The sequence below is a fragment of the Sphingobacterium sp. 2149 genome (assembly GCF_031455655.1).
Taxonomy (GTDB): domain Bacteria; phylum Bacteroidota; class Bacteroidia; order Sphingobacteriales; family Sphingobacteriaceae; genus Sphingobacterium.
The window spans coordinates 181,019-206,792 of record NZ_JAVDTD010000008.1; the positions used below are offsets into that span (position 1 = coordinate 181,019).

General features: G+C 38.8%; 19 protein-coding genes and 1 riboswitch. Of the genes, 11 read left to right on the forward strand and 8 right to left on the reverse strand.

What is annotated here, in order from left to right; genetic code table 11:
- Positions 1–99: 99 nt before the first annotated feature.
- Positions 100–630: a tetratricopeptide repeat protein gene (locus J2X77_RS13180; RefSeq protein WP_209577650.1), complete on the forward strand. Its 531-nt coding sequence runs from the start codon at positions 100–102 to the stop codon at positions 628–630.
- Between the two features lie 95 nt (positions 631–725).
- Here the strand turns inward: J2X77_RS13180 and metE are convergent, their stop codons facing one another.
- From metE to J2X77_RS13195, 3 genes are all read right to left on the reverse strand, one after another.
- Positions 726–3,038 carry a 5-methyltetrahydropteroyltriglutamate--homocysteine S-methyltransferase gene (gene metE, locus J2X77_RS13185; protein WP_310081068.1) on the reverse strand — a complete coding sequence of 771 codons (2,313 nt, stop codon included), beginning with the start codon at positions 3,036–3,038 and terminating at the stop codon, positions 726–728.
- 77 nt (positions 3,039–3,115) lie between these two features.
- Positions 3,116–3,219: riboswitch (SAM riboswitch) on the reverse strand.
- A 185-nt stretch (positions 3,220–3,404) separates the two neighbouring features.
- A complete protein-coding gene (locus J2X77_RS13190; protein WP_209577652.1) occupies positions 3,405–4,094 on the reverse strand; it encodes a response regulator transcription factor in 690 nt (229 codons plus the stop codon).
- A 101-nt stretch (positions 4,095–4,195) separates the two neighbouring features.
- A complete protein-coding gene (locus tag J2X77_RS13195) occupies positions 4,196–6,028 on the reverse strand; it encodes a sensor histidine kinase KdpD (protein WP_209577654.1) in 1,833 nt (610 codons plus the stop codon).
- A 400-nt stretch (positions 6,029–6,428) separates the two neighbouring features.
- Between J2X77_RS13195 and J2X77_RS13200 the strand changes: the two genes are divergently transcribed.
- Positions 6,429–6,761, forward strand: a complete 333-nt coding sequence (locus tag J2X77_RS13200) for a hypothetical protein (protein WP_209577656.1) — start codon at positions 6,429–6,431, stop codon at positions 6,759–6,761.
- Positions 6,762–6,805: 44 nt separating this feature from the next.
- Here J2X77_RS13200 and pyk read toward each other — a convergent pair whose 3' ends face one another.
- A complete protein-coding gene (gene pyk / locus J2X77_RS13205; protein ID WP_209577658.1) occupies positions 6,806–8,233 on the reverse strand; it encodes a pyruvate kinase in 1,428 nt (475 codons plus the stop codon).
- A 134-nt stretch (positions 8,234–8,367) separates the two neighbouring features.
- Entirely contained in the window at positions 8,368–8,832 is a 465-nt protein-coding gene (locus J2X77_RS13210; RefSeq protein WP_209577660.1) for an IPExxxVDY family protein, read from the reverse strand.
- Between the two features lie 317 nt (positions 8,833–9,149).
- On the opposite strand from J2X77_RS13210, the gene J2X77_RS13215 reads away from it, so the two are divergent.
- The 8 genes from J2X77_RS13215 to J2X77_RS13250 all read left to right on the forward strand — a co-directional run bounded on the left by J2X77_RS13215 (position 9,150) and on the right by J2X77_RS13250 (position 17,766).
- A complete protein-coding gene (locus J2X77_RS13215) occupies positions 9,150–9,386 on the forward strand; it encodes an acyl carrier protein (protein WP_028070665.1) in 237 nt (78 codons plus the stop codon).
- A gap of 27 nt (positions 9,387–9,413) precedes the next feature.
- The gene (gene fabF / locus J2X77_RS13220) at positions 9,414–10,667 is read left to right on the forward strand and encodes a beta-ketoacyl-ACP synthase II (RefSeq protein WP_209577662.1); all 1,254 of its coding nucleotides are present in this window, start codon (positions 9,414–9,416) and stop codon (positions 10,665–10,667) included.
- Between the two features lie 84 nt (positions 10,668–10,751).
- Positions 10,752–11,492 (forward strand): ribonuclease III, encoded by a 741-nt coding sequence (rnc, locus tag J2X77_RS13225; RefSeq protein ID WP_209577664.1) that lies wholly within the window; start codon positions 10,752–10,754, stop codon positions 11,490–11,492.
- A gap of 24 nt (positions 11,493–11,516) precedes the next feature.
- Positions 11,517–12,899, forward strand: a complete 1,383-nt coding sequence (gene hisS, locus J2X77_RS13230) for a histidine--tRNA ligase (RefSeq protein WP_209577667.1) — start codon at positions 11,517–11,519, stop codon at positions 12,897–12,899.
- A gap of 243 nt (positions 12,900–13,142) precedes the next feature.
- Positions 13,143–14,138: a pyruvate dehydrogenase (acetyl-transferring) E1 component subunit alpha gene (gene pdhA, locus J2X77_RS13235; protein ID WP_209577668.1), complete on the forward strand. Its 996-nt coding sequence runs from the start codon at positions 13,143–13,145 to the stop codon at positions 14,136–14,138.
- Between the two features lie 29 nt (positions 14,139–14,167).
- On the forward strand, positions 14,168–15,796 hold the full coding sequence (locus tag J2X77_RS13240; protein ID WP_209577670.1) for a pyruvate dehydrogenase complex dihydrolipoamide acetyltransferase: 1,629 nt from the start codon (positions 14,168–14,170) through the stop codon (positions 15,794–15,796).
- Between the two features lie 377 nt (positions 15,797–16,173).
- Positions 16,174–17,364, forward strand: coding sequence for a serine hydrolase (locus J2X77_RS13245; RefSeq protein WP_293938464.1), 1,191 nt, complete (start codon positions 16,174–16,176; stop codon positions 17,362–17,364).
- 42 nt (positions 17,365–17,406) lie between these two features.
- Positions 17,407–17,766, forward strand: a complete 360-nt coding sequence (locus J2X77_RS13250; protein ID WP_209577672.1) for a CoA-binding protein — start codon at positions 17,407–17,409, stop codon at positions 17,764–17,766.
- Here J2X77_RS13250 and J2X77_RS13255 read toward each other — a convergent pair.
- From J2X77_RS13255 to J2X77_RS13265, 3 genes are all read right to left on the reverse strand, one after another.
- Positions 17,763–19,013, reverse strand: a complete 1,251-nt coding sequence (locus tag J2X77_RS13255) for an ROK family transcriptional regulator (RefSeq protein ID WP_209577674.1) — start codon at positions 19,011–19,013, stop codon at positions 17,763–17,765. The two genes, J2X77_RS13250 and J2X77_RS13255, sit on opposite strands and share 4 nt — an antisense overlap.
- Before the next feature lie 151 nt (positions 19,014–19,164).
- A complete protein-coding gene (locus J2X77_RS13260; protein WP_209577676.1) occupies positions 19,165–22,566 on the reverse strand; it encodes a DUF1080 domain-containing protein in 3,402 nt (1,133 codons plus the stop codon).
- 12 nt (positions 22,567–22,578) lie between these two features.
- Positions 22,579–23,847, reverse strand: a complete 1,269-nt coding sequence (locus J2X77_RS13265; protein WP_209577678.1) for a Gfo/Idh/MocA family oxidoreductase — start codon at positions 23,845–23,847, stop codon at positions 22,579–22,581.
- A gap of 560 nt (positions 23,848–24,407) precedes the next feature.
- Between J2X77_RS13265 and J2X77_RS13270 the strand changes: the two genes are divergently transcribed.
- Positions 24,408–25,655, forward strand: coding sequence for a glycoside hydrolase family 88 protein (locus J2X77_RS13270; protein ID WP_209577679.1), 1,248 nt, complete (start codon positions 24,408–24,410; stop codon positions 25,653–25,655).
- The last annotated feature ends 119 nt before the right edge of the window (positions 25,656–25,774 follow it).

The window sequence follows — 25,774 nt, forward strand, 5'->3', positions numbered from 1 at the left end:
TTTCCAATGTGCTTAGCTTATTATGGAATTTTAAAAATCCAGTTACTTTCAAGTGTTATTATGAAAGCTGGATATGAATGTTATGTTTTAGAAAATTTTATGAATTCAGTAAATAAATATGTCCTTCAGGCGCTGGATAACTATCCTATATATTTGGAGGAGACCATGGAGTCCTTATCCTATGCACTGTCTTATGATGAGTCCAATACAATGGCGCTGTGTTTGATGGGAAGAGTTCACGCCGAGCAGTTGTTTGATTATGAGCAGGCAAAAAGGTATTTCCAGGAAGCTTTGGCGCATAATGTGCAGGCAGTGGAAGTATATCCTTATTTTATTCAGACATTGATTGATATGGGAGAATATGAAGCTGCAAAAAAAACGATTAAATTTGCTTTGACACTTCCGGCGATGCCCTTAGCAGGGATCTGGATAAAGAAAGCACTTCTATTTGAAAAAATGAGAAAATACAAAAAGGCGTTGAAGGCGTTAAAGATGGCGAAACTTGAAAATGTTGATCTTGATTTTTCGTCAAGCCTGAAGTCAATTGAGGATCGGATTAAGGGGAAACAGGAAATTAGTAAAGGAAGTGGGAAAAATAGTAAGAAAGAAAGTAATACTGCTCTTAAGTAGGATCACGATCTGGATACAATTTTAGATTAATATGAGTACAATAAAAAAGCCCTAGGTGAAATTTCACCCAGGGCTTTATCAATATAGTTTAAGAATTATTCTGCTCTTAAGATTTTGGCAGCTTCTACCATAGACTCTAAAGCTGCTTTGGTCTCTGGCCAAGCACGGGTCTTCAATCCGCAGTCAGGATTAACCCAAAGTTGTTCTGCCGGAACTACTGCTTTTGCTTTACGCAATAGATCTACCATCTCGTCTTTGCTGGGTACACGTGGAGAGTGAATATCATAAACACCTGGACCAATATCATTTGGATATTTAAAGTCGCCAGCGAAAGCATTCAATAATTTCATTTGAGAACGTGAAGTCTCGATCGTGATAACATCAGCGTCCATTGCAGCGATATCTTCGATTACATTATTGAATTCTGAATAACACATGTGTGTGTGGATTTGTGTATCGTCTTCTACATTTGAAGAAGAAACACGGAAAGCACGTACTGCCCAGTTCAAGTAATCTTTTTGATCAGCTTTACGTAAAGGTAATCCTTCACGGATAGCTGGTTCATCAATTTGGATAATTTTGATACCTGCTTTTTCCAAAGCTTGTACTTCATCCAAGATGGCCAAAGCAATTTGGTAAGTTGTTGTTGAACGCGGTTGATCGTTACGAACGAAAGACCATTGCAAGATTGTTACAGGCCCTGTTAACATACCTTTCACCGGACGGTTTGTCAATGATTGTGCGTAAGATGACCAACGTACAGTCATGTCCTCTGGACGGTAGACATCACCATAGATAATTGGAGGTTTAACACAGCGAGAACCGTAAGACTGAACCCAGCCGTTTTGTGTGAAAGCGTATCCGGCTAATTGTTCACCGAAGTATTCCACCATGTCATTACGCTCGAATTCCCCATGTACCAAAACATCGATGTCCAATTGCTCTTGAAGACGGATGGTGTTTTCAGTTTCTTCTGCGATTGCTTTATCGTATTCCGCTTGTGTAATAGCACCTTTTTTCAAATCTGCTCTCCATTTACGAACATCTTTTGTTTGTGGAAAAGAACCTATCGTTGTGGTAGGGAATGCCGGCAAATTAAATTTCGCTTGTTGCGCTGCTTTACGGTCTGCAAATGCTGAAGTACGTTTTGCATCGTCATCAGTGATATTGCTTGTACGTGTTTTAACTTCAGGTTTGTGAATTAATGGAGAAGTGCGACGGCTTTCAGCAGCAGCTTTGTTCGCTTCAAAACGTTTCGCTGTTTCCGCACCAACTTCGCCTTCTGCCAGTACAGCTAAGTCTTTCACTTCAGCTAATTTTTGTTTGGCAAAGGCTAACCAATTTTTTACTTCAGCAGGTAATGATTGTTCATTATGCTCATTATCTAGGTCAAAAGGAACATGCAATAACGATGAAGAAGGAGCCACCCAAACGCGGTCTTTTCCTAATGCATCAACTGCTTGCTTGATTTTAACCAATGACTTTTCGTAATCGTTTTTCCAGATGTTACGGCCTTCAACAATACCTAAAGATAATGTCAATGAAGCGGGAACTTTAGCTAAAACGGTATCCAGTTGGTTTTCACCACGGACAAGATCCAAATGTAAAGCATGAATAGGCAAATTAACCGCGATATCTTCGTTATCTTTTAACGCTTCGAAATAAGTGGTAGCGATTAATTTGATGTTTTTTGCTGCTGCAGCTAATTTTTCAAAAGTAGGCTGATATAGCGCTTTTACTTTAGCATCTAAATCCAATGCTAAGAAAGGTTCGTCAATCTGAACATATTGCGCACCAGCTTCAGCTAGTTTAGACAATATTTGCTCGTATACAGGGACAAGTTTATCCAATAAATCGATCCTGTCGAAGCCAGCTTCTTTTTCTTTACCGATTAATAGGTAAGTGATCGGACCAAGTAAAACTGGTTTAGTATCAATGCCCAATGATTTTGCCTCGTTGTATTCATTTAAGAATTTTTCAGAAGTCAATTTAAACTCTTGATCTTTTGTAAATTCTGGTACCATGTAGTGGTAGTTGGTATCTAACCACTTGGTCATTTCCATTGCTGTCACGTCGATGCCCTCTTGTTGGAAACCGCGTGCCATTGCAAAATATAAGTCTAAGCTGTAGTTGTTGTCTACTTTATTCAATAAGGAATGGTAACGGGCAGGAATTGCACCAACCGTAAGGGTTAAATCCAATACTTGATCGTAAAAAGAGAAATCATTGGAAGGGATTAAATCTATTCCAGCATCTTTTTGTGTTTTCCAATTGCCTTCACGTATTTTTTTTGCGGTGTCCAATAATTCCTCAACAGAAGATTTTTTAGCCCAATAGGCCTCATTGGCTTTTTTCAATTCGCGGAACGCGCCCACACGAGGGTAACCTAAATTGTTAGTCAATAACATAATGAATGTTTTTAATATTTTTTTTCAACTATATTTCTTGCTAGAGAGAGAAGGACACACTAGAATTTGGTGACTTCGGCTTATCATTCCCATCTACTAATGGGTAGAATTTAGCACCTTGTCAAGGGACAGGTTGCTAAGGCTTCATCGGGTCTATTCCCTCTGCCTTTCTCTATAAGCGATGCTAAGGTAGCGCAATTATTTTAAAAATGCAAATTTTTTATGAAAGTGCACCTATTTTTTATATTCTACTAAGAATGAAATTCTTTTTTTCTCTTCTTTTCATCGAATCATTCCTTTATTTCATAATTCAATGCATTACAGACAAAAAAATGGGAATGATCGTATGACTCATTCCCACTGTTTTTAGCTTACCAAAAGTTTGTAACCTTTTCCATGCACATTTACAATCTCAACTTTACTATCCTCTTTCAGGTATTTTCGAAGTTTACTGAGAAAGACATCCATACTTCTACCAGTAAAATAGTTGTCATCATGCCATATTTTTAATAAAGCCTCCTCTCTTGTCAATACATCATTTTTCTTTAGGCAGAGCAGGCGTAAAAGTTCAGCTTCTTTAGTCGATAGTTTCTGCATCTGCCCTTTATAGGAAATCTGCTGACTTGTGTAATCAAAGAAATAATCGCCAATTTCAAATTTGTCTGCAACTACCTCTTCTTCTTTATCCCGAACACTGCGTTTTAGCAGGGCATTGATGCGAAGTAACAATTCCTCAACCCGAAACGGCTTAGTGATATAATCATCCCCTCCAAGTTCAAAAGCTTCAGTTTTATCTTCCATCATACCTTTCGCTGTGGCAAAGATTATTGGAACAGTATTGTTTGTTTTTCTGATTTCACGTCCAACAGAGAAGCCGTCTTTCTTAGGCATCATGACATCGAAGATGCAGAGGTCATAGTTATTTTTCTTGAATTGGGATATTGCTTCATCACCATCTGTACATAGTGTGACGTCAAATTTTCCCTTTAATTCGAGATAGTCTTTTAAAAGATCCCCCAAATTAGGATCGTCTTCTGCTAATAATATCTTTTGCATAATGAATACTTTAATTTTAACGAATTCCCTTGATGCTGATAAATCAGCTTCCTCTACCTTTGAAATTCTTTTACAGAGGAAATATACAAAAAAGGAACCTTTTATTTTTTTGTAGGCAAAATTACTTCAAAGGTCGTGCCCTTATCTTTTTCGCTTTTAACCGTAATTTTTCCGTTCAGTCTCCTCAGAATATCTTGTACATAACTTAGACCAAGACCAAATCCTTTTACATTGTGGACATTGCCTGTCGGTATCCGGTAAAATTGGTCAAAAATCTTTTGCAGGTGATCTCGGCTCATACCGATACCGTTGTCAGCTATAGTGACCACAATACTATCACCGACGTTTTTTGATTGTATACTCACATGTAGATCACCTTTATTGTATTTAATTGCATTATCCAATAGGTTATAAAATACGTTTGAGAAATGCAGTTCGTCGCCAACGACGACATCTTTCGTGGCTGCCAGATCAATACTGAATTTTCCGCCAATATTTTGCATTCTCAGTTGCATACTGTCCGTAACAGCAGAAACAAGATCGTTAATATGAACATCTACCTGATCTAGTTTTAAGGTTTCTTTTTCTAATCGGGCTAAATCAAGTACACGTTCAATGTGATTTCCTAACCTAACGTTCTCGTCGTAGATGATATTGGCTAATTTTTGAACGCGTTTATGATCGGCATTGATATCGGGGTCCTTAAGCGATTCACTAGCAATCATGATAGTCGCAACTGGCGTCTTAAACTCATGTGTCATATTATTGATAAAATCGGTTTTCATCTCCGAAACTTTCTTTTGTCTAAAGATGATAATCAGCGTGTATGCAAAACACCCCACCAATAAAAAAAGTAGCGCAAGCATAGGCAAAAGTAGATAACCCATATTATCTGCGATGATCGCCTTTTTGTTTGGGAAATAAATCGTTAATTTTCCCGGTGCAGCACCAATGTCGCCTTTAAAGAGAGCAGTGGAGTACCGGGTTGTATTTGAAGGATTTTTTAAAGCCGCTTCGTCAAGGATATTATTGAGTAAAATATTGTTTGTGCTCCATATTTCGATATTAAATGGCGCTTTAATGTCGCGTTGAGCCAATTCCTCTTTGATAAGCTCTTGAACGATGATAATATTCAGTCGATCTTTCAATGGGCGTTTAGCTAATTCCATTCCAATAGCGACATCTTCAATATAGTCAGCCTTTTTACCCCCCAACATGGCAACAGAATCATAAACGTTAAACCCCGACCAAGAGTTCTTTTTATTAAGCACATCCAGTCTTTTTTCTAAATCAGCGATCGTTTTTGTAAGTTTTGCATTCTCTCTTGGAGGTAAGGTGGCTACCCTGAATTTGGTTTGCTGATCAACCAGGCCATCGAGCAAAGGAATAACAAAGCGCGTACTATCATCTTTTCCGCTCACCTGATCATCTACCTTCGATGCGTTTAGCATGATGAAGGCTTGTACTAAATTGTCATCGGTAAGCTCATTTGAAACAGAAAATTTGATGTATTTTTGGTACTCCGGTCTCTTGATGTATGTTTCATAAAATGAATTTTTAATTTCGATGACATTCGGATATAACGCACGTAATTGATCTTCTTGCTCTTTGAAGTTGGAGAAAATAGTATGCTGCTTGTTTTTTAACTCTTCAATTCTATATTGGATTTCGAGTTGCTCGGCTAAAAGGCGTTGTTTTGCCTGCTCTTGTTTGGATTTTTCAAGATTTCGTTCCTGTTGAACTTTAGCAAAGTCAACAACTTCCCGCCGTTCCAACTTTCCCGCAACAGCTGTTATCGCAGCATTCACGGATTCATCAAACAATTGGGATTTTTGACGATAAGAATCTCTTAAAAAATAGAATTGCATAGCCAAAACACCGATAAGGGCCAATGACATCAGTCCAATGATTAATACAATGCTATTTTTCTTCATTTGAATAGAGGGTTAAATAAATATAATTTTTACTGTATCACAAAGTTTATAGCGTATCGTTTGTTTCCATTTGCATATTTATCCTGAGGCCTACTTCTGATAGCCCCATGATTGACAGCTCATTTTCTAAATTGTTACAAATATAAAGATGCTAATGTGTTTTGAAGCCGTTTTAACAATGTTTAACAGCGATCTATTTAAAAATAGATGTGGTTGTTTGTAAATTAGTGTGGGTAATAGCTTATATGAAGAATTTTACCGTATTATAGATATATAATCTAATTAAGCTAATGTAAGCTATTTTCATTTCAATTTAAGATAACCAAGAGTCAATAAGCATGGATAAAGCATATGCTGATCCCACATGAGCTTTGGGACTCTTAAAAAAAAGGATATAGAGATGAAAAATTACGTATTATCATTGGTATTGGCTTCTATCGGTCCCGTTGCTTTGGGGCAAGAAGCTAAGGTGAAACCGCAGCTTCCTCTAGTGGAGGAAAAGAAATCGAAAATGCCTATTCTAAAATTAGACTCCTCAGATGAGAAGTATCACATGCCCGTTAAAAAGTTAAGGCGTATGGATAGTCTAGCTCCGATGCCCGGGACGGAAAAGATGCCTAAAGCAGATGGACAAGCTGCTGATCTTCCGCTCAAACGAATAAGCGATTCACTGAAGATGGAGGGCTTTAAATTAAAGATAGATTCCTTATATAAAAACAGACAAAAAAAATAGCGTTCCAAATAGAACGCTATTTTTTTTGTCCATATGTTTACCTTCTACAACTGGGAAACACGGATTGTATTTGTTTTACCTTTTTCGATCAACGGAGTTGAAGCGGTATTAATAATGATCGCTCCGGGCTGAACGTAGTTGTTTTTTACAATAAATTTGTTAACATCATGGATAGATCCGTCGGTGCTTTCGAACTTGTCATAAATAAAAGTTTTTACGCCCCAAAGTAAGCTGAGCTGTTTTAGCAATTTTTGTGTTCCTGTAAAAACTAAAATATCAACATTTGGTCTATAACTGGTAATTTCAAATGCTGTTGCTCCTGAAGATGTCAATACAGCAATTGCAGAAGCATTTGTTTTTTGAGCAAGATAGACTGAGGAAGCACAGATAGCATCAGGAATAAGTGTACCATCGTGGATTTCACTAACTTTCTCATTATAATAAGGATAAGAAGTTTGTTCCACGTGAATAATGATTTTGCTCATTGTTTCGATCACAATTTCAGGGAATTCACCTACAGAAGTTTCTCCACTTAACATAACGGCGTCAGCCCCATCTAATACAGAGTTGGCTACGTCATTTACTTCTGCACGTGTAGGACGAGGTGTAGTGATCATGCTTTCTAACATTTGCGTTGCAATGATCACTGGTTTAGAAAGATCTCTACATTTTTGTACAATGATCTTTTGAAGTCCTGGTACTTCTTCCATGGGAAGTTCGACACCTAGATCTCCGCGAGCAACCATAACAGCATCTGTTGCTTCGATAATTGCATCAATATTTTCGATCGCTTCAGGCTTTTCAATTTTTGCGATTATGCGCGCATGACTTCCTTTTGCTGCGATGATTTTTTTACATTGGGCAATATCTTCTGCTGAGCGTACAAATGACATGGCTATCCAGTCTGCACCATGGTCCAAAGCAAAGTTCAGGTTATCTAAATCTTCTTCTGTCAATGAAGGAATAGATACTTTGGTATTTGGTAAATTAACACCTTTACGCGAAGTAAGGACACCACCGTGTACGACTTCACAAGTAACTGTATCTTTATGATTGGTCTCTAAAACACGAAGTTGAAGTTTTCCGTCGTCAAGTAAAATGATTTCGTTGGCTTCAACATCGTTTGGAAAGTTTTCGTATGTAATGTAAATTCTGTTTTCGTCTCCGATAAGTTCGTGTGTGGTGATTTCAACTTTTGAACCGTTAACCAGAACAGCTCCACCTTCTTTCATTTTTCCGATCCGAATTTTCGGACCTTGTAAATCGGCTAAGATGGCAACATTGAATCCTGTTTCATTATTTATTGCATTTATAGTTTCGATTACCTTAAGGTGATCTGCCTGGCTGCCATGAGAGAAATTCAACCGACACACATCAACCCCTTTAGCAATCATGTTGGTCAAAACTTGTTTGTCTGCCGAGGCAGGGCCTAATGTTGCGACAATTTTAGTCCTTTTTTGAACTTTTTCCATCTGTTATTTTGTATTTTAAATGTTCTTCATTAATCACAACAGATAGCGAGCTATGTTGTTGTGTTTTGTCAAAACTAAATCGAATTAATTTAGATCTAAACGGAAGTGTATTTGCTACACTAACCTACAGTTTGCTAAAATATGAGATTTTCTTTAGATTTCAATATTTTTGGTGATATTTCTTTTGCGATGACGACTTCGGGTAATTTGCTGATCCTTTTGATCATATGCGCTACATCTTCTTCGCAGATGAAGTTTTTGATAATGATAAAAAAATCAAAGTGCGGGTTTTCAGGAATTAAATAAGTTCCTTCGATGCTCTTATTGTTGATTAGGAAATATTCTGTGTCAGCGTCGGGTATAAGATAATGAAAAGCAGTGAAGTGGTAGTTGATTTTTTTCTTTGGGTCAAAGACAATATGATATTCTAGCTCCTCTTCGGATTTATTTTTTTGTCGTCCGTCATGATCATATTTGCTCTCCTTGCCTCTGGAAAAATTCAGGTTAGTCTCCTTGTTGATGAAGTGACAGAGTCGGTAATCTTTCAACGGGCAGGTGATGGCGAGTAGGGTGAAATCCAACTCTTCTTCCATGTCCATGTCTAATCTTGTTACTAACTTATTGACCACTTTAATGCTTAAATTTATCTCCCTTTTATAACGAAGGTACTAATAATTTTAAGGTTGGAATATACTTTTTGTGTAAAATTTGAGTTAATTAGCTGAGTGTTTGGAATACAAAATATTTTTTGTTATACTTGAACTAAGTTAATATAGAGTGGGTTAGCTAGTATAATACGCGAATTAGTTCGGTCGCCTAACATGGTGACTTTCATCTAAATATCAATTTAGGTTTGAATTTTGATGAAATTTATTTTTCTTTGCACAGATTTATTAAACAATTAAACTATAAAATCATGTCAGATATCGCTTCAAGAGTAAAAGCAATTATCGTTGAAAAATTAGGTGTTGACGAAAACGAAGTAACACCAGAAGCTTCATTCACTAATGATTTAGGTGCTGATTCACTTGACACTGTTGAGTTGATCATGGAGTTTGAAAAAGAATTCAACGTTGCTATTCCTGATGATCAAGCAGAGACTATTGGTACTGTTGGTCAAGCAATCGCTTATTTAGAAAAAAACGTTAACTAACTAATTTAATTAGGCTAATCGTAATAAATGGAGCTTAAAAGAGTAGTAGTAACAGGATTAGGCGCCCTTACACCAATTGGTAATACCGTCTCAGCTTACTGGGAGGCTTTAATAAATGGTGTAAGCGGGGCTGCTCCTATTACGCATTTTGATGCGTCAAAATTCAAAACTCAGTTTGCGTGTGAGGTAAAGGGGTTTGATCCACATGATTTTATGGATCGTAAGGAAGCTCGTAAAGTCGATCCTTTTGTACAGTATGCAATTGCGTCAACGGATGAGGCAATTAAAGATGCTGGCTTAGATTTTGAAAAATTAGATACAAACCGTATCGGAGTAATTTGGGGTTCAGGAATTGGGGGCTTAACAACCTTTACTGAAGAAGTTGCAAATTTTGCAAAAGGAGATGGAACCCCGCGTTTCAATCCTTTCTTCATTCCTAAGATGCTCGTTGATATTGCTCCAGGACATATTTCTATGCGTCATGGTCTTCGTGGACCTAACTTTTCTGCAGTGTCGGCTTGTGCGTCAGCTACCAATGCAATGATAGATGCTTTCAACTATATTCGTATGGGGAAAGCTGATGTGATTGTTACGGGTGGATCCGAGGCAACAGTTAATGAAGCTGGAATTGGTGGATTTAATGCAATGCACGCTTTGTCAACTCGGAATGACGATCCAAAAACAGCCTCACGCCCTTTTGATAAGGATAGAGATGGTTTTGTTTCTGGTGAAGGTTCAGGTGCTTTGATTTTAGAAAGTTTAGAGCACGCTTTGGCACGTGGAGCAAAAATCTATGCAGAGATTGCTGGTGGTGGAATGAGTGCTGATGCACATCATATCACGGCCTCGCATCCTGAAGGTTTGGGTGCTAAACTAGCCATGACAATGGCAGTCAACGATGCAGAGATGGATTTTTCAGATATTGATTATATCAATGTTCACGGAACATCTACTCCTGTTGGTGATATTAGTGAAACTAAGGCTATTGTCGATTTGTTCGGTGAACACGCATATAAACTGAATATCAGTTCAACTAAATCAATGACTGGGCACCTTTTGGGAGCTGCAGGAGCGATAGAAACTATTGCTTCTATTCTTGCTGTCCAAAATGATATTGTCCCACCGACAATCAATCACTTTACGGATGATCCAGAAATTGATAATAAATTGAACTTTACATTCAATAAAGCGCAAAAACGAACTGTTAACGCAGCATTGAGTAACACATTTGGTTTCGGAGGGCATAATGCTACCGTTATTGTGAAAAAATATAAAGCTTAATGTTTGATCCTTCAAACATGGTTTGATAATATGAGCTAGCGACAGGTTCTTTAATTAGGACTTGTCGCCTTATTTTTAGAAGAGATGCCTTTTGCTAGGATATATAAATTATATATTTCGCCGGAGCGGGAATACGTTAGAAAACTAAAAAACCTGCTTGGATTTGTGCCCGGAAATGTACACTTGTACAAAATGGCTTTCAGACATAAGTCTGTGGCTATTACAATTAAAGAGGGCGCAAAGAATAGCAACGAACGTTTGGAATTCTTAGGTGATGCTGTTTTGGGTTCGGTTGTCGCCGAATTGTTATTTAAGAAATATCCTTATAAAGATGAAGGTTTCTTGACCGAAATGCGCTCGAAGATTGTCAGTAGAGCAAATCTGAATCAGCTGTCCCGAAAATTAGGATTTAATGAACTGATTCAGTTCGATGCACGAATGATCAGTTTTCCGAATAAACAAGGGTCGTTACTAGGCGATGCTTTCGAAGCATTAATAGGAGCCGTATATCTCGATAAAGGCTATGTTTTTACAAAAAGCTTCCTGCTAAATAGAATCATTAAGCAGCATGTTGATATTCTTCTATTGGAACAGACTGAAACAAACTTTAAAAGTAGGTTGATTGAATGGTGTCAGCATACGGGCAAAGAGATCGTATTTCAGCAAACAGACAATCCGCAGGGTGAATCTTCTAAAATGTTTAGTATTGAAGCCGTCGTTGATGGTGTGGTATGCGGACTAGGTCGCGATTTCAATAAAAAATCTGCAGAGAAATCAGCTGCGGAGAAAGCCTGTGAATTCCTTAAAATTCTAGAAGTAGAATAAAGGATTTTATTAACTTTGCCAAATATGGCAGTAGTAAAACCTTCTTTGGCAAAAGGAACGCGTGATTTTTCGCCTTCCGAAATGATCAAACGCAACTATATTTTCGATACACTGAAAACGGTATTCAGAAAATATGGCTATAGTGAAATACAGACCCCTTCATTTGAAAATTTAACAACACTTACCGGTAAATATGGCGATGAGGGTGATAAGCTGATCTTTAAGATTCTTAATTCGGGTGATTACATGGCAAAAGCGCCAGACAGCCTGCTTCAAGATAAAAATTCCAATAAACTCATTCCACATATTTCAGAGAAAGCGCTAAGATATGACCTTACTGTGCCTTTTGCACGTTACGTCGTAATGCACCAGAATGATATTGCTTTACCATTTAAGCGTTTTCAAGTACAACCCGTATGGCGTGCTGATCGTCCACAGCGCGGAAGATATCGTGAGTTTTATCAATGTGATGTGGATGTGGTTGGATCTGAAAGTTTACTGAATGAAGCAGAGTTCATTCTGATTTATCAAGAGGCCTTCGAGCGTTTTGGACTGAAAGACTTTACTATTAAAATCAACAACCGGAAAATTCTATCAGGTATTGCCGAAATTATCGGAAAGCCGGAGTTGATTGTCGATATGACTGTAGCGATCGACAAATTGGATAAAATCGGCTTGGATGGAGTCAACAAAGAATTGCTTGAGAGAGGCTTTACAGAGGCGGATCTTGCTATTTTAAAACCTATCATTTTATTGGAAGGCTCGAATGAAGAGAAACTGTCTTCCTTAAAAGCGATTTTAGCAACTTCTGCTGTCGGTTTAATCGGTATTGCGGAAATTGAAGAAGTATTTGATTATGTCGGCAAATTAGGTGCTGAAGAAAAGTTGCTTAATCAAATCATAGATCTGGACATTACATTGGCTCGTGGTCTAAATTATTACACGGGTTGTATTTTTGAGGTCAAGACCAATGAGGTTGCTATGGGAAGCATCGGTGGCGGCGGTCGTTATGATGATCTCACAGGGATGTTTGGACTGAAGGGGTTGACCGGAGTCGGGGTTTCTTTTGGTGCTGACCGAATTTATGATGTACTCGAAGAATTGAATCTTTTTCCAACCGGTAAAGCAGAAACCACAAAACTTCTTATTATTAATTTTGATAAGCAACTCGAAGTGTATACACTTCGCTTACTGAACAAACTTCGTCAAGAAAATATTGCTTCGGAACTTTATGCTACTCCTGTAAAATTGAAAAAGCAAATGGGGTATGCGGATGGTAAAGGAATTCCCTATGTGTTATTGGTAGGGGAAGAAGAGGCTGCTTCGGGGCAATTGTCTTTAAAAGACATGGAAAGTGGTGAGCAAATAAAGCTTACTGAAAGTGAGCTGATCCAAAAACTTCGATAACGAGCAGTTTGTGTAAAATAGATTAAGCCAAATGATTATTAAGTCGTTTGGCTTTTTTATTTTCATAAGTTTTTGATTTATTTGGTTGTGCCGTTCATTTATTTGTAATCAAATGCTTTATACTTTAAATCAAATGTCTTAGAAGTGTCTTAAAGTAGAAATAAAATTGATTTTTGGACAAGGAAATTCGTCCAAAATTATTAGATTTGTAGTCTAGAATAGTAAGAAAATCAAAACTTTGAAATGAGTTCAACACCTATAACAAAAGAGACATATTTGGAGTGGTATAAGTCGATGTTACTTATGCGTAAGTTTGAAGAAAAAGCAGGTCAACTTTACGGACAGCAAAAGATTCGTGGTTTCTGTCACTTGTACATAGGACAAGAAGCAGTTGTCGCTGGAACGATGTCGGTTATTAAACCTGAAGATTCTTTAATCACTGCTTATCGTGATCACGCCCACGCTTTAGCTAAAGGCGTTTCTGCCAATGCTTGTATGGCTGAATTATATGGAAAGATCACAGGTTGTTCCAAAGGTAAAGGAGGCTCTATGCACTTCTTCTCCAAAGAGCATAAATTCATGGGTGGCCATGGTATTGTTGGTGGTCAGATTCCTTTAGGTGCTGGTATTGCATTTGCTGAGAAATATCTTGGTACAGATAATGTGAACATCTGTTATATGGGCGACGGAGCTGTACGTCAAGGTGCATTCAACGAAACACTTAACATGGCGATGTTGTGGAAATTGCCTGTTATTTTTGTTTGTGAAAACAATGGTTATGCTATGGGTACGTCTGTACAACGTACAACTAATATGCAGGATATTTACAAGATGGGCTTGGGCTTTGATATGCCTTCAGCTCCAGTAGATGGAATGGATGTTGTTGCTGTACATAACGCGATGGATGAGGCTGTTCAACGTGCTCGTGCGGGCGAAGGACCTACATTCTTGGAAATTCGTACTTATCGCTACAAAGGACACTCGATGTCTGATCCAGCGAAGTATCGTACTAAAGAAGAACTGGAAGCTTATAAAGACCGTGATCCATTGTTGTCGACTAAACATGCTATCTTAGAAAACAACTATGCTGATGACGCTTGGTTTGCTGAAGTAGAAGCTGATGTGAAAAAAGTAGTTGAGGAATCGGTTAAATTTGCAGAGGAATCTCCTTATCCAACTGTAGATGAGTTGTACAAAGATGTCTATGTACAACAAGACTATCCATTTATTTTAGATTAATACTCTTTAACTTGATAATATAACAAAGAATGGCTGAAGTAGTAAGAATGCCGAAAATGAGCGATACAATGACCGAAGGGGTTATCGCGAAATGGCACAAAAAAGTTGGTGATAAAGTGAATTCTGGCGATTTAGTAGCAGAGATCGAAACGGACAAAGCTACTATGGACTTTGAGTCTTACCAAGAAGGAACTCTTTTATATATTGGTCCTAAAGAAGGCGAAGCAGTAGCTATTGACGCTGTTATTGCAGTTTTGGGAGAACCAGGAGAAGATTTTCAAGCGCTGTTGAGCGGAGATGCTCCTGAAGCTGAGAAAGCACCAGAAAAAACTGAAGACAAAAAAGAAGAAGAAGTTTCTGCTCCAGAATCTTCGGCAAGTACAGTAACTCCTGAGGAATTAGGATGTACCGTAATCACAATGCCGTTGTTGAGTGATACCATGAAAGAAGGTGTTATTGCACAATGGAACTTCAAAGTTGGTGATACGATCAAATCTGACGATGCCATTGCAGATGTAGAAACGGATAAAGCTACGATGGAAGTTACTGCCTATGCTGACGGTACCTTGTTATATGTAGGTCTTGAAGCTGGAGAAGCTGCAAAGGTTAACGACATTATAGCAATCGTTGGTCCTGCTGGAACTGACATTACTCCTTTGTTGAATCAAAAATCTGATGCGCCAAAGGCCGAGACGACTGAAGCTCCTAAAGCTGATGCTACTTCAACTGCATCATCTCCTGCGGCACCGACTGTTAGCAACGACGATTCTCGTGTGAAGGCTTCACCTTTAGCACGTAAAATTGCGCAAGAAAAAGGGATCAACTTAAGTGATATTAAGGGTTCTGCAGATGGTGGCCGTATTGTGAAGAAAGACGTTGAGTCATTCGTTCCTGCTGCTGCACAACCTGTAGAGACTAAATCCGCAGCTGCTCCTGCAGAAGCAAAAGCGATTACTTTACCTACGTATGTTGGGGAAGAACGTTACACGGAAAAACCAGTTAACCAAATGCGTAAAACTATTGCGCGTCGTTTGGCTGAGTCATTGTTTACCGCACCGCACTTCTATTTGACAGTATCTATAGACATGGATAATGCTATGGCTGCTCGAGCTCAAATCAATGAAGTTGCTCCAGTAAAAGTTTCTTTCAATGACATCGTTGTAAAAGCTGTCGCTGTTGCATTGAAAAAACATCCTGCTGTAAACTCTTCATGGCAAGGCGATAAAATACGTTTCAATGAGCATACCAACATTGGCGTAGCCATGGCTGTTGAGGATGGTTTATTAGTTCCTGTTGTACGGTTCGCAGATGGCAAATCATTGTCTCATATCTCTGCAGAAGTAAAAGACTTCGCTCAAAAAGCGAAAGCTAAAAAATTACAACCTGCCGATTGGGAAGGATCTACATTTACTGTTTCCAACCTAGGGATGTTCGGAATTGACGAATTTACATCCATCATAAACTCTCCAGATGGGGCAATCCTTTCTGTTGGAGCAATTCAGGCTGTTCCTGTTGTTAAAAATGGCGCAGTAGTTCCGGGTAATGTAATGAAAGTAACATTGGGCTGTGATCACCGTGTGGTAGATGGCGCAACTGGAGCTGCATTTTTACAGACATTAAAATCTTTGGTTGAAAATCCAGTAAGATTGTTAGCATAGTCCTTTAACAAAGGAATGAAAGCCACTTTAGCAATAAAGTGGCTTTTTTTGTTTTTTTAATTAGTTTAAGCTCGTTGAAGCGAAAGGCTGGCCATTTAATCTTGGGAATGCCATCGAGATGTTGCACCTAAAAAGGCTTGAATGTTTTTAAAAGGAAGACCGTAGCAAGTAGACTAGGTAACATAAACGATGAATAACAATATAGTGAGGAAAAAATTCGTTTTTTTATACTAAAATCTTCATTTTAGCATTATTATCAATACGCTTGATCTTCGATTACTAACTTCGATAATTTTATATCATTTAATAGAAGAGAAATAGGTGATATTTATTGATATACAATACAGATAATACAAAAATCCGGGAGACATCATATAGTGAAATTATTTTTTTTAAAGGGAATGGTCGCTCTTTTGTTGGCATCTACAGTTGCCTGTAGCTCAAAAGAGAAAAAGCAGAAGGAAGCAGCAATAGCGCAGGCAAAAGTAGATAGTACAAGACTGGTTTATAATCCCAATAATGCAGATCTGAAAATCGATGCTTTTATGAAGAATCTTCATTCAAAAGCTGCATTCAACGGAAATGTTCTTATTGCCAAAGATGGAAAAATTTTATATCAAAATACATTTGGCTGGGCTAATTACCTAAAACGGGATAGCCTAAAAATTGACGACAAATTTGAGTTGGCTTCCGTTTCTAAACCGCTTACAGCCGTGGGGACTTTAAAGTTGGTGGAGGCTGGAAAGTTGCGCCTCGATCAAACGATCAATGACTTTTATCCTGATTTTCCATATCCAGGCATTACCATAAAAATGTTATTGACTCATCGTTCGGGATTACCTAATTATGTCTACTTTTCAGAAAAACACTGGCCTGATCGTAAGAAGGGGATGACTAATCAGGATGTAATGAAAATGCTGACCGAGTTTAAGCCTAATCGCTATGGGGCACCAGGGGGACGTTTTTTTTATAATAACTCGAACTTTATGGTCTTAGGAGCTATTATAGAGAAGGTGTCAAAGCAAGACTACGCTACTTATATGAAAGATAGTGTGTTCAATGTTGCAGGGATGACAAATACGGCTGCACTTTCAAAGGCTGTATATGATAAGATTCCTACCAACGTTATTGGACACGATAAGATATGGAGGAGATCCGTTGTACAAAATTTTCAGGATGGACCACTCGGTGACAAGGGGATCTATAGTACCGTTCGTGATCTTTATCGCTTTGACCTCGCTTTGAGGGATGGAAGGTTGTTAAAACAGTCCACATTAGATTCGGCATACAGAGGATATCCCGATGCGAAAAAAGGGATTTTTAGCTATGGTTATGGCTGGCGTACGTTTGAGCATGGCAATGAACATATTGTCTACCATACAGGTTGGTGGCACGGTTTTAGACATATTTACGTAAGAGATCTAAAAAGAAATATTGTTATTGTTCTGCTTTCTAATATGACTAATGGAAGTTTGGTTAAATTGGATGAGCTTTATAAAATCTTGGGAATGCCCATATTGCGTAAAAATGCCTATAGTAGTCACGGCGATTTTATCATTGATGAGTAAGTTTCCGGGGGCGATCAATAGGTGATATAAACGAATATAAAAATGAAAAAAACATTGATTTTGGGTGCTAGTAGCAACCCTTCTCGTTATTCGAATAAAGCCGCAAATATGCTGCATAGGTATGGACATGATATTGTTAATATTGGTCTGAGTGGTGGTGAAGCAGCTGGAGTTTCTATTGAAAAGAAAGGCGTGGTCTACCCCGATATTGATACTGTGACGATGTACGTCGGTGAACATAATCAGAAAGAATATTATGACTATATTTTGGCAACGAAACCGAGACGGATTATATTCAATCCAGGCGCAGAGAATCCTGAATTAGAGCAGCTCGCAATGGAGCACGGTATTAAAACTGAAAGAGCCTGTACCCTGGTTTTATTGAGTACAGGACAATTTTAGATTTTAGATTTCCGAAGCAGTTCAACCGATAAGTACTTTGTGATAAAATAGTTTGTAAGACCCACAGTATTGCTGTCCAGATTCAAGCTGGAAACTTTTATTTCACAGTGTTCTTTCAATATTGCCATGGTATACGAATTAATAGCCTGTTGTATCGGAATAGTGATCAATTCATTTGCTTTTGCAATTTTTCCACCTAACACGATTAATTCCGGATTGAGCAATTGTATCAGCGATGCGAATGCTTTTCCAAGATTTGTGCCCAGTTTGGAAATCTGATTGATTGCAAATTGATCCCCTTTATTTGCAGCTTCAATAATATGAGTTGGTGTTAAATGTTGTAGATCTTCTGCTAGTAATTCATTTAATTTAGTCAGTTCTCCTTTTTGGATTTCCTGCTTGGCATTGTTAACCAATGCGATGCCCGAAGCAACAGTCTCTAGGCAGCCTCTTTTTCCACAGTAACAAAGTTCACCGTTGTCGATAAAAGGCATGTGACCCACTTCACCAGAGTAGCCATCCCGGCCAAGATATACTTCACCATTTGATACAATTCCTAAACCTATTCCCCAATCCATTAAAATAATCAGGCTGTTTTTGGTGTTTTTTGCCAAACCAAATTTCAATTCAGCGTACGCTGCTCCTTTAACATCATTCAGAATGAAGACTGGCTTTTTATATTTAAGCTCGAAATAGTCGGAAATAGATTGATTTTCATCGTGTAAAAATGTCTCATTGGTACCTTCTTCTGCATTGATCAATCCAGGCATGCCAATAATCAATCCTGTCAAGTTTTCGATATCAACAGATTTATCGATCAGGTATTGATCAATAATTTGTGTAATGGTTACTAGATTTTCTGCATTGCGGGATAATTCATTTTCAAGCTCGATCGTTTCTGCAATTACATGCTGATTATTATCCATGATGCTCATAGTAATCGAGAAGCGTTGAAGCTCAATCGATAAAACCTGAAACAATCCATCCCGTAATTTATATAAATTAGGTTTGCGCCCACCAATAGATTCTCCTTTGTCAAATTGACGTATGAAATCATCTTCCAGTAATTCTGCGATCAAGCTATTCACTGTAGGCAGGCTTAAATACAGGTTTTTAACAATGTCATTTACCGATACAGATCCTAATTCGGCTATTAATTTTATAATGGAGAGTTTATTGAATAGATTTTTCTTTTCAGGTTTACTCTCCAACTTTTTGTTAATCAGTAAATTTACGGCTTTAGTCATAAAACATCATATTTTTGAAATAGAATCCTCAGGGCTTTAATTTAGCAAAAGTTTTGGAATCATTTGGTTATTTTCTTAATCGGTAAGTAAGTTGGCTATTTAGCAAAAAGGGGATAAGATACCTTATCCCCCCGCTGCTTATACATCTATACTATTTGAGTTTTTTTACCCGAATGTCTTTGAAGAATACTTCAGTACCGTGCCCCAAGAATCCGATATGACCAGACGTACGTTTAAGTCCAGGATGTTGTTTTCCGTCCAGGGTACCGTTTTTACTTGCCTCTGCGATATCTGCATCCACAATGACAGTACCATTCAGGGTAACTTTGATGCGATTCCCTTTCACGATTATTTCTTCAGCGTTCCACTCACCAACTGGTTTTAAGTAGCCTTTTTTAGCAGGAACAACGCCATAAATTGAACCGTGATATTGATACTGTTTCAAGTCTTTATAGACATCTGCATCATCATCCAGCACCTGGATCTCCATGGATTCATAGGCGGCGTCTCCTTCCAAAGGTGCTCGTATTCCTACGCCATTGTTGGCTCCGGGAGTCAATTTGAAGTCGAAGCGGAAAATGAAGTCAGCGTATTCTTCTTTTGTATAAAGATTGCCACCAAATTTTGCATTTGGGTATACCCAGATATAACCTTCGTCATTGATCACATAAGCTTGGTTTTCTGTCCACTTGTCGAGATTTGTTCCATCAAAAAGTACTTCAAAACCTTCTTTTTTCTCTTGATCGTTCAACTTAAAGATTTGTTTTCTTGGGAATTCCTTGATAAAGAGATCTCTATAATAGACGACCGAACCATGCGCTTGTAATTCAATTTGTTCAGTGGGGAAGATTGATTGGTTTCTATCCCAGTAGTTTTCGAGAGGGACATTATCGGTTACCAACTGCCCGTTTAACCAAACTGTGACTTTATCGTCCACCATCTTGATTTTAAACGTATTCCATTCACCAGTAGCATTATCGGCAACTTTCAGGGGTTTGCTTTCATTTTTCTGGTTGTTATACAATCCGCCAGATCCCACTTGGGCGCCTACTCTTGTATTGGCGATATCCCAAATTTGTACTTGCGGCGTGCCTCTCAGGTAAATGCCAGCATCACCCTCTATTCCACCATAGTTTTCCAATTTCCAGTCTACCAGCATTTCGAAGTCACCATATTGTTTTACGGTTGCGAGATTGTCACCTTTTCCGCTGAATACAATTTGACCATTGGCTGCTGTCCAGCCTTTGCGCATGATATCGTCCGCTTTAGCTTGCGCTGTTGCTAAAGTTTTTTCGTTCATCTTACTGCGTTTGATCGGGTCGGCGACCAATCCTTTCCAGCCAGTGAGATCCTTTCCGTTGAAAAGAGCGACATAGCCTTCTTTGATGGGCATTTCAGCAAGATAACGAACAACAGCTTCTTTGAGATATCCACTTTCGCTACCGGACAATTTACCGATTACCTGTTCCAAAACTTCTCTGACCTTCTTACCGTAGAATTTATTGTCCATTGCAATGTTCATCGCTACATTAGTTGCTGTTCCGGCAAGTTGAGCATCGTTCATCAGGTCAGCTGCGAAAACGAAAGACTGATATGTTCCTGTTGGTTGCAATGCCGATAGCGCAGCTCTTTTCTGTTCTGCTGTTTTGGCGACACTGAATGCATCTCGCAACAATAAAGTTTTCTGTTCAGGTGTATTTGAAGAAGAAGAGATTGATTTGATCAATCCTCTGTATACTGTATTGAAAAGATTATCGTCTTTTTCTGTTCTGGATAGTGTTATTAATTCTGGTAACGCGTTTGCGGAAGACCAGGTAGCCAACGACTCGATTGCTGCTGATCGTAGACTTGTGTTAGAGTTGTTAAGATATGCAGTTACAGCTTTCAATGACTGTGCGTCGCCCAGTCCAGCAAAAATAGGGAAATATTTGGCGGTATTTGTCGCGGCTGAGTTCGATAGGCGAGCGGCGATTTTTTCAGTTAATCCTTTTGAATCTGCGCTCGACCGAATCACGTTGACTAGGGCACGTTGCAATAGCGCAGCAGATTTACTGTCTGTCGTATTGTTTAATCTATTGAAGAGTTCTTCTAAATCTGCTTCCTGCGCTACATTGGGGAGAGCTTTATTGATCCCTTCTTCTACAGCAGGATTTACACTTTTTATTGCCAATACAGCTTTGGATGACGCATTATTGGAACGTTTACTCAAAATGTCCAGCAATTGAATCTTCTTGTCGTCGTCTACATTTGCAAGGGCATTGTTGACATCGGTAACGACATTTGCATCTTTAGATGAGAGGATCAATGCCTTTACCGAATTGTTGAATTGTTGGTCGGTATTAAGAGCTTGGATTAAAGTATTGGTTTCTTTTCCCTGTGAAAGCGTATTTAATGCACTCAATCCAGCCAATTTAGTTGCCGGAGACTCAGTCTTATTGACTAACCCATGGATTAGCTTTAAGCTGCTTGCAGAACCATTGTGCGCTAAATAGTTCAATACACTTTCTTGAACTTCCGGTGTACTTTTGCTCGCTAAAGCAAGCAAGCTTTTTGCGTCACTGCCTTTGCCATATTTTCCGAGTAATTGCAATGCGATATTCCGGTAGGCATCATTATCGCTCTTTACTGCAGCCAATAAGTTCTTTCGCTGTTTCGCTGGGTCAATTGTTGTCAATAATTTGAGCGATGCAATCTGACCGTTGATCGATTTTGCTTTTTGGGATTCCTGGAAAAATTTGTTCAGAAACTTGATCGCATCTTGATCATGCTTGTTGTCGATCAGTGCTTGGGCATAGTCAATGCCAAGTCCAACTGCATCAAATTTGTCGTAGCTATACCCGGCAGCATTTAATTTTTCCTGGAATAGCGATTCAGAAGCTGTGCCCCCGATTTTGCTCAACGCGATTAATGCAGTCCGTTGGAAGCCATCCGAATTATATTTTTGTGTCAATCCTAAAATGGCACTTTCGGCATTTTTATCTTTTAGATCTCCGAGCGCGGTAACTAAGGCAATAGTAGTTTTCTCTGTCGTTGACGCAGGCAAAGCTTTTTCTAATGCTGCTGTCGACTCAGGGGTACGAATAGATACAAGGGTTCTCGCTGCAGCATCGGCAAGATAATCGTTTGCCAAACAATTTGCGACAGCAGGTATAGCGGTATTATCTGCGCATTGACGTAATAGGCGTAGGGCAAAGACCTGATTTGTTGGTTCACTCAATTGTGCTAGGGATTTTGCCAATCCTTCAACAAAAACTCTTTTTTGTTGCTCTTTACCTGGTTGATTTACATAGAATGAATAGCTGTTTGCCGCAAATTCTATCGGAGCATTATTGCTACCTGGTGCTTTAAGTCCCTTAAGGAAAGTGACAACATCGTCAGCAGAGAAGCCTTCTAGCTCATGCATTGCAAGCAAAAACTTTTCTTTTTCTTCGGCAGGCTGCTGTGCCAATACGTCTGCTATTTTGGTTGCAGTCGTTCTATTTTGTGGTTGCTGAGCGTAGGTTGCACCAGATATAAGAAGCAATACAGTCAGCGAATTGAATATTCTTTTCATTAGGATATCTTTTTAAATAGACCAAGGGCCTCTCATTGGTTGGTGAATTAATCTATTTGCGGCATCGTCGTTAATAAATAGCTCATTTTGGGAGTCGTACTTTAGTGATCGGTTTAGTCGCAATGCTGCTAATCCCATGTTGACCAAAGTACAAGAACGATGTCCATTGATTTCATTCAGTGCAAACTTTTCTCTTGTGCGTACAGATTCCAGGAAGTCGACAATCTGTGGTGCAGGTTCAGGGTATTGTGCAAGCTTTCTTTCCAAATCGGGTATATCAGACTGAAATCCTCTATATAATTTACCTTTTGGTCCTTCGATATAGGCTGCCTTTTCATCCTTTGCATCGCCGTCTAGAATGATCTGGCAACCATCGGTATAAGTAAATGTAATGCGTCGCCATGTACCCACAGCATCCGGATGTTGTTGCGGAGCATCAACATCGACAGTAATGGGACTTTCGTTGTCTTTACCTAAAAAGTATTGAACAGGATCCATATAATGTTGTCCCATATCTCCAAGACCACCGCCATCATAATCCCAATATCCTCTAAAGGTCGTGTGAACACGGTGCTTGTTGTAAGGTTTGTATGGCGCTGGACCTAACCAAAAATCGTAGTCAAGTTCTGCTGGTGCCTTTTCCTCCGGTAAATTTTCCTTTCCTACCCAATAGAATTTCCAGTCAAAACCCGTATGCTTGCTTATCGTGACTTTCAACGGCCAGCCCAACATGCCTGTATCGACTAATTTTTTGATTTTGCTTACGGGAACATTCATGCCATAAAAGTCGTCCTTGAAACGAAACCAGGTATTTAGACGAAAGATATTGCCGTGCTGAGCGATGGCTTCTTTCACTTTTTTACCTTCACCAATAGTTCGCGTCATGGGTTTTTCACACCAGATATCCTTTCCTGCTTTTGCTGCTTCAATAGACATCAATCCGTGCCAATGTGGGGGAGTAGCGATATGCACAATATCTACTTCTGGAGATTTAATCAACTCCCTAAAGTCATGGTATTCCTTCACGCCACCGCCTAAGTCTGCTTGTGCTGCCGCCAGATGAGTTTTGTCCACATCACAAATGGCTACTGTTTTAGTTCCGGCATAGCCAAAGTGTCCACGGCCCATATTGCCGACACCAATGACACCTTTGGTTAGATGGTCGCTCGGAGCAAGATAGCCCTGTCCTCCGAGTACAAAGCGTGGTACGATAGAAAATGCCGCAGCACCGACCACGGATTTTTTTATGAAATCACGCCTTGATGAATTCTGTTCTTTCATTTTGGTTGGATTAGTTGTTTTATAATTGATCCTCTATTAGGCTGTTAAAATTAACGGCATTGGATATTTAGTCTTAAAAATAGATAAAAAACTGATGAATGTAAACTGATAACTAAAATTTTACGTATTGTTTATTTATGTTTTATTAAAAAATGACAAAAGAATAGCTGTGAATCTATTTCTTTCCAATATAGTATGCGATTGTGTACCTACGATGTCATTTTTGTCTGAGAATTGTTACATTTCAGTACAATAGCAAGCCGCCGCGACAATGTGTTAGTCCAGTACGTTTCAATTATACTTAATCGTTTTCGTAAAAGGAGCTTGATTCCGGTAAAATATTGCAGCATCTTTATTGTCGCTCTGATAGCAAATCCTAAAAGATGAATTCAAGAATACCAATTTTTTGGATTGTAGAATAGGTTGTAAAATCATATGGATGTAGCTAGAAGCTGCACTTCCACGATTTGTTAATCAATTCAATTTGTGTTAGGGAGAAAGGTAATTATGTCCGATCAAATTGATTCGCGGGCATCGACTGACTAAAAATCTAATAGATAATGAAACTAAATCAATCTTTTGTGTTAGTATTAGCCGCATTGGGCATATGCCCGATTGTCCAGGCGCAGACAGTGAAACCGAATTTGTCCAAAGCCTTTATTCAGGAACAGCTGGACGCTGCTGCGAATCAGATAAAGGTTCTTGCGGCAGAAACTCCTGCAGAAAAATTTCCGAAAACCTTTGAGCAGGGTGAACACGTATTTTCTTCTTCGAGCTGGTGGTGCTCGGGTTTCTATCCAGGGACGTTATTGTATCTATATGAAGGTACCAAAGAAAAAGCATTATTGGAGAAAGCAACAGAAACATTGACGTATCTGGAGAAAGAAAAGAACAACAAAGGTACACATGATTTGGGTTTTATGCTTTTCTGTAGTTTTGGTAATGCGCTTCGTCTTACCGGTGATACGCTAAAGTATATACCCATATTGAGCACTGGTGCCAATTCCTTGGCGTCTCGCTACAGCCCGATTACCAAAACAATACGTTCTTGGGATCATGGATCATGGCAATATCCGGTAATCATTGATAATATGATGAATTTGGAGTTTTTGACACAAGTATCTAAGGTGACCGGAGATAAAAAATGCTATGATATTGCGGTATCTCATGCTGAAACAACCTTGAAAAACCACTTCAGAAAAGATTATAGTTCCTACCATGTGATCGATTATGATAAGAAGACCGGTAAGGCCATCGGAAAAAAGACACATCAAGGAGCATTTGATGAGTCGGCCTGGGCAAGAGGACAGGGATGGGCACTATACGGTTATACCATGATGTATCGTGAAACAAAGAAGAAAGAATTCTTGAAGCAGGCACAGCAAATCGCAAAATACATACTAAGTAACCCAAATCTGCCTGCTGATTTGGTTCCTTATTGGGATTTTGATAAAGATAAAATTGCGAAGTCGGATAAAATGTATCCGAACAGAGATCTAAGGGATGTATCTGCGGCAGCATTATATGCTTCAGCATTATTGGAGCTCTCACAATATACAAAAGGAACTGAAGCTTTGGATTATTTTAATAAGGCGGAAACGATTCTTAGAAGCCTTTCGAAGGCACCCTATCTCGCTCCTTATGGTCAAAATGGTGGTTACATCTTGCAACATAGTGTTGGAGCACTACCGTTGAATTCGGAAATTGATGTCCCATTGACCTATGCAGATTATTATTATGTGGAGGCTTTGGTGCGGTATCAACGTTTATTGGATGGTGAACCAATGATTAAAGCGATTGCTAAATAAAGCGATCAAAAAATAAGGCAAATTCTTGGGAGAGGAACTCGTTTTAATGACACCGGAATAGATCAAAAAGAGATGCTCTGAGCATCTCTTTTTTGTGGAACAGGATAGCGATTTCATTG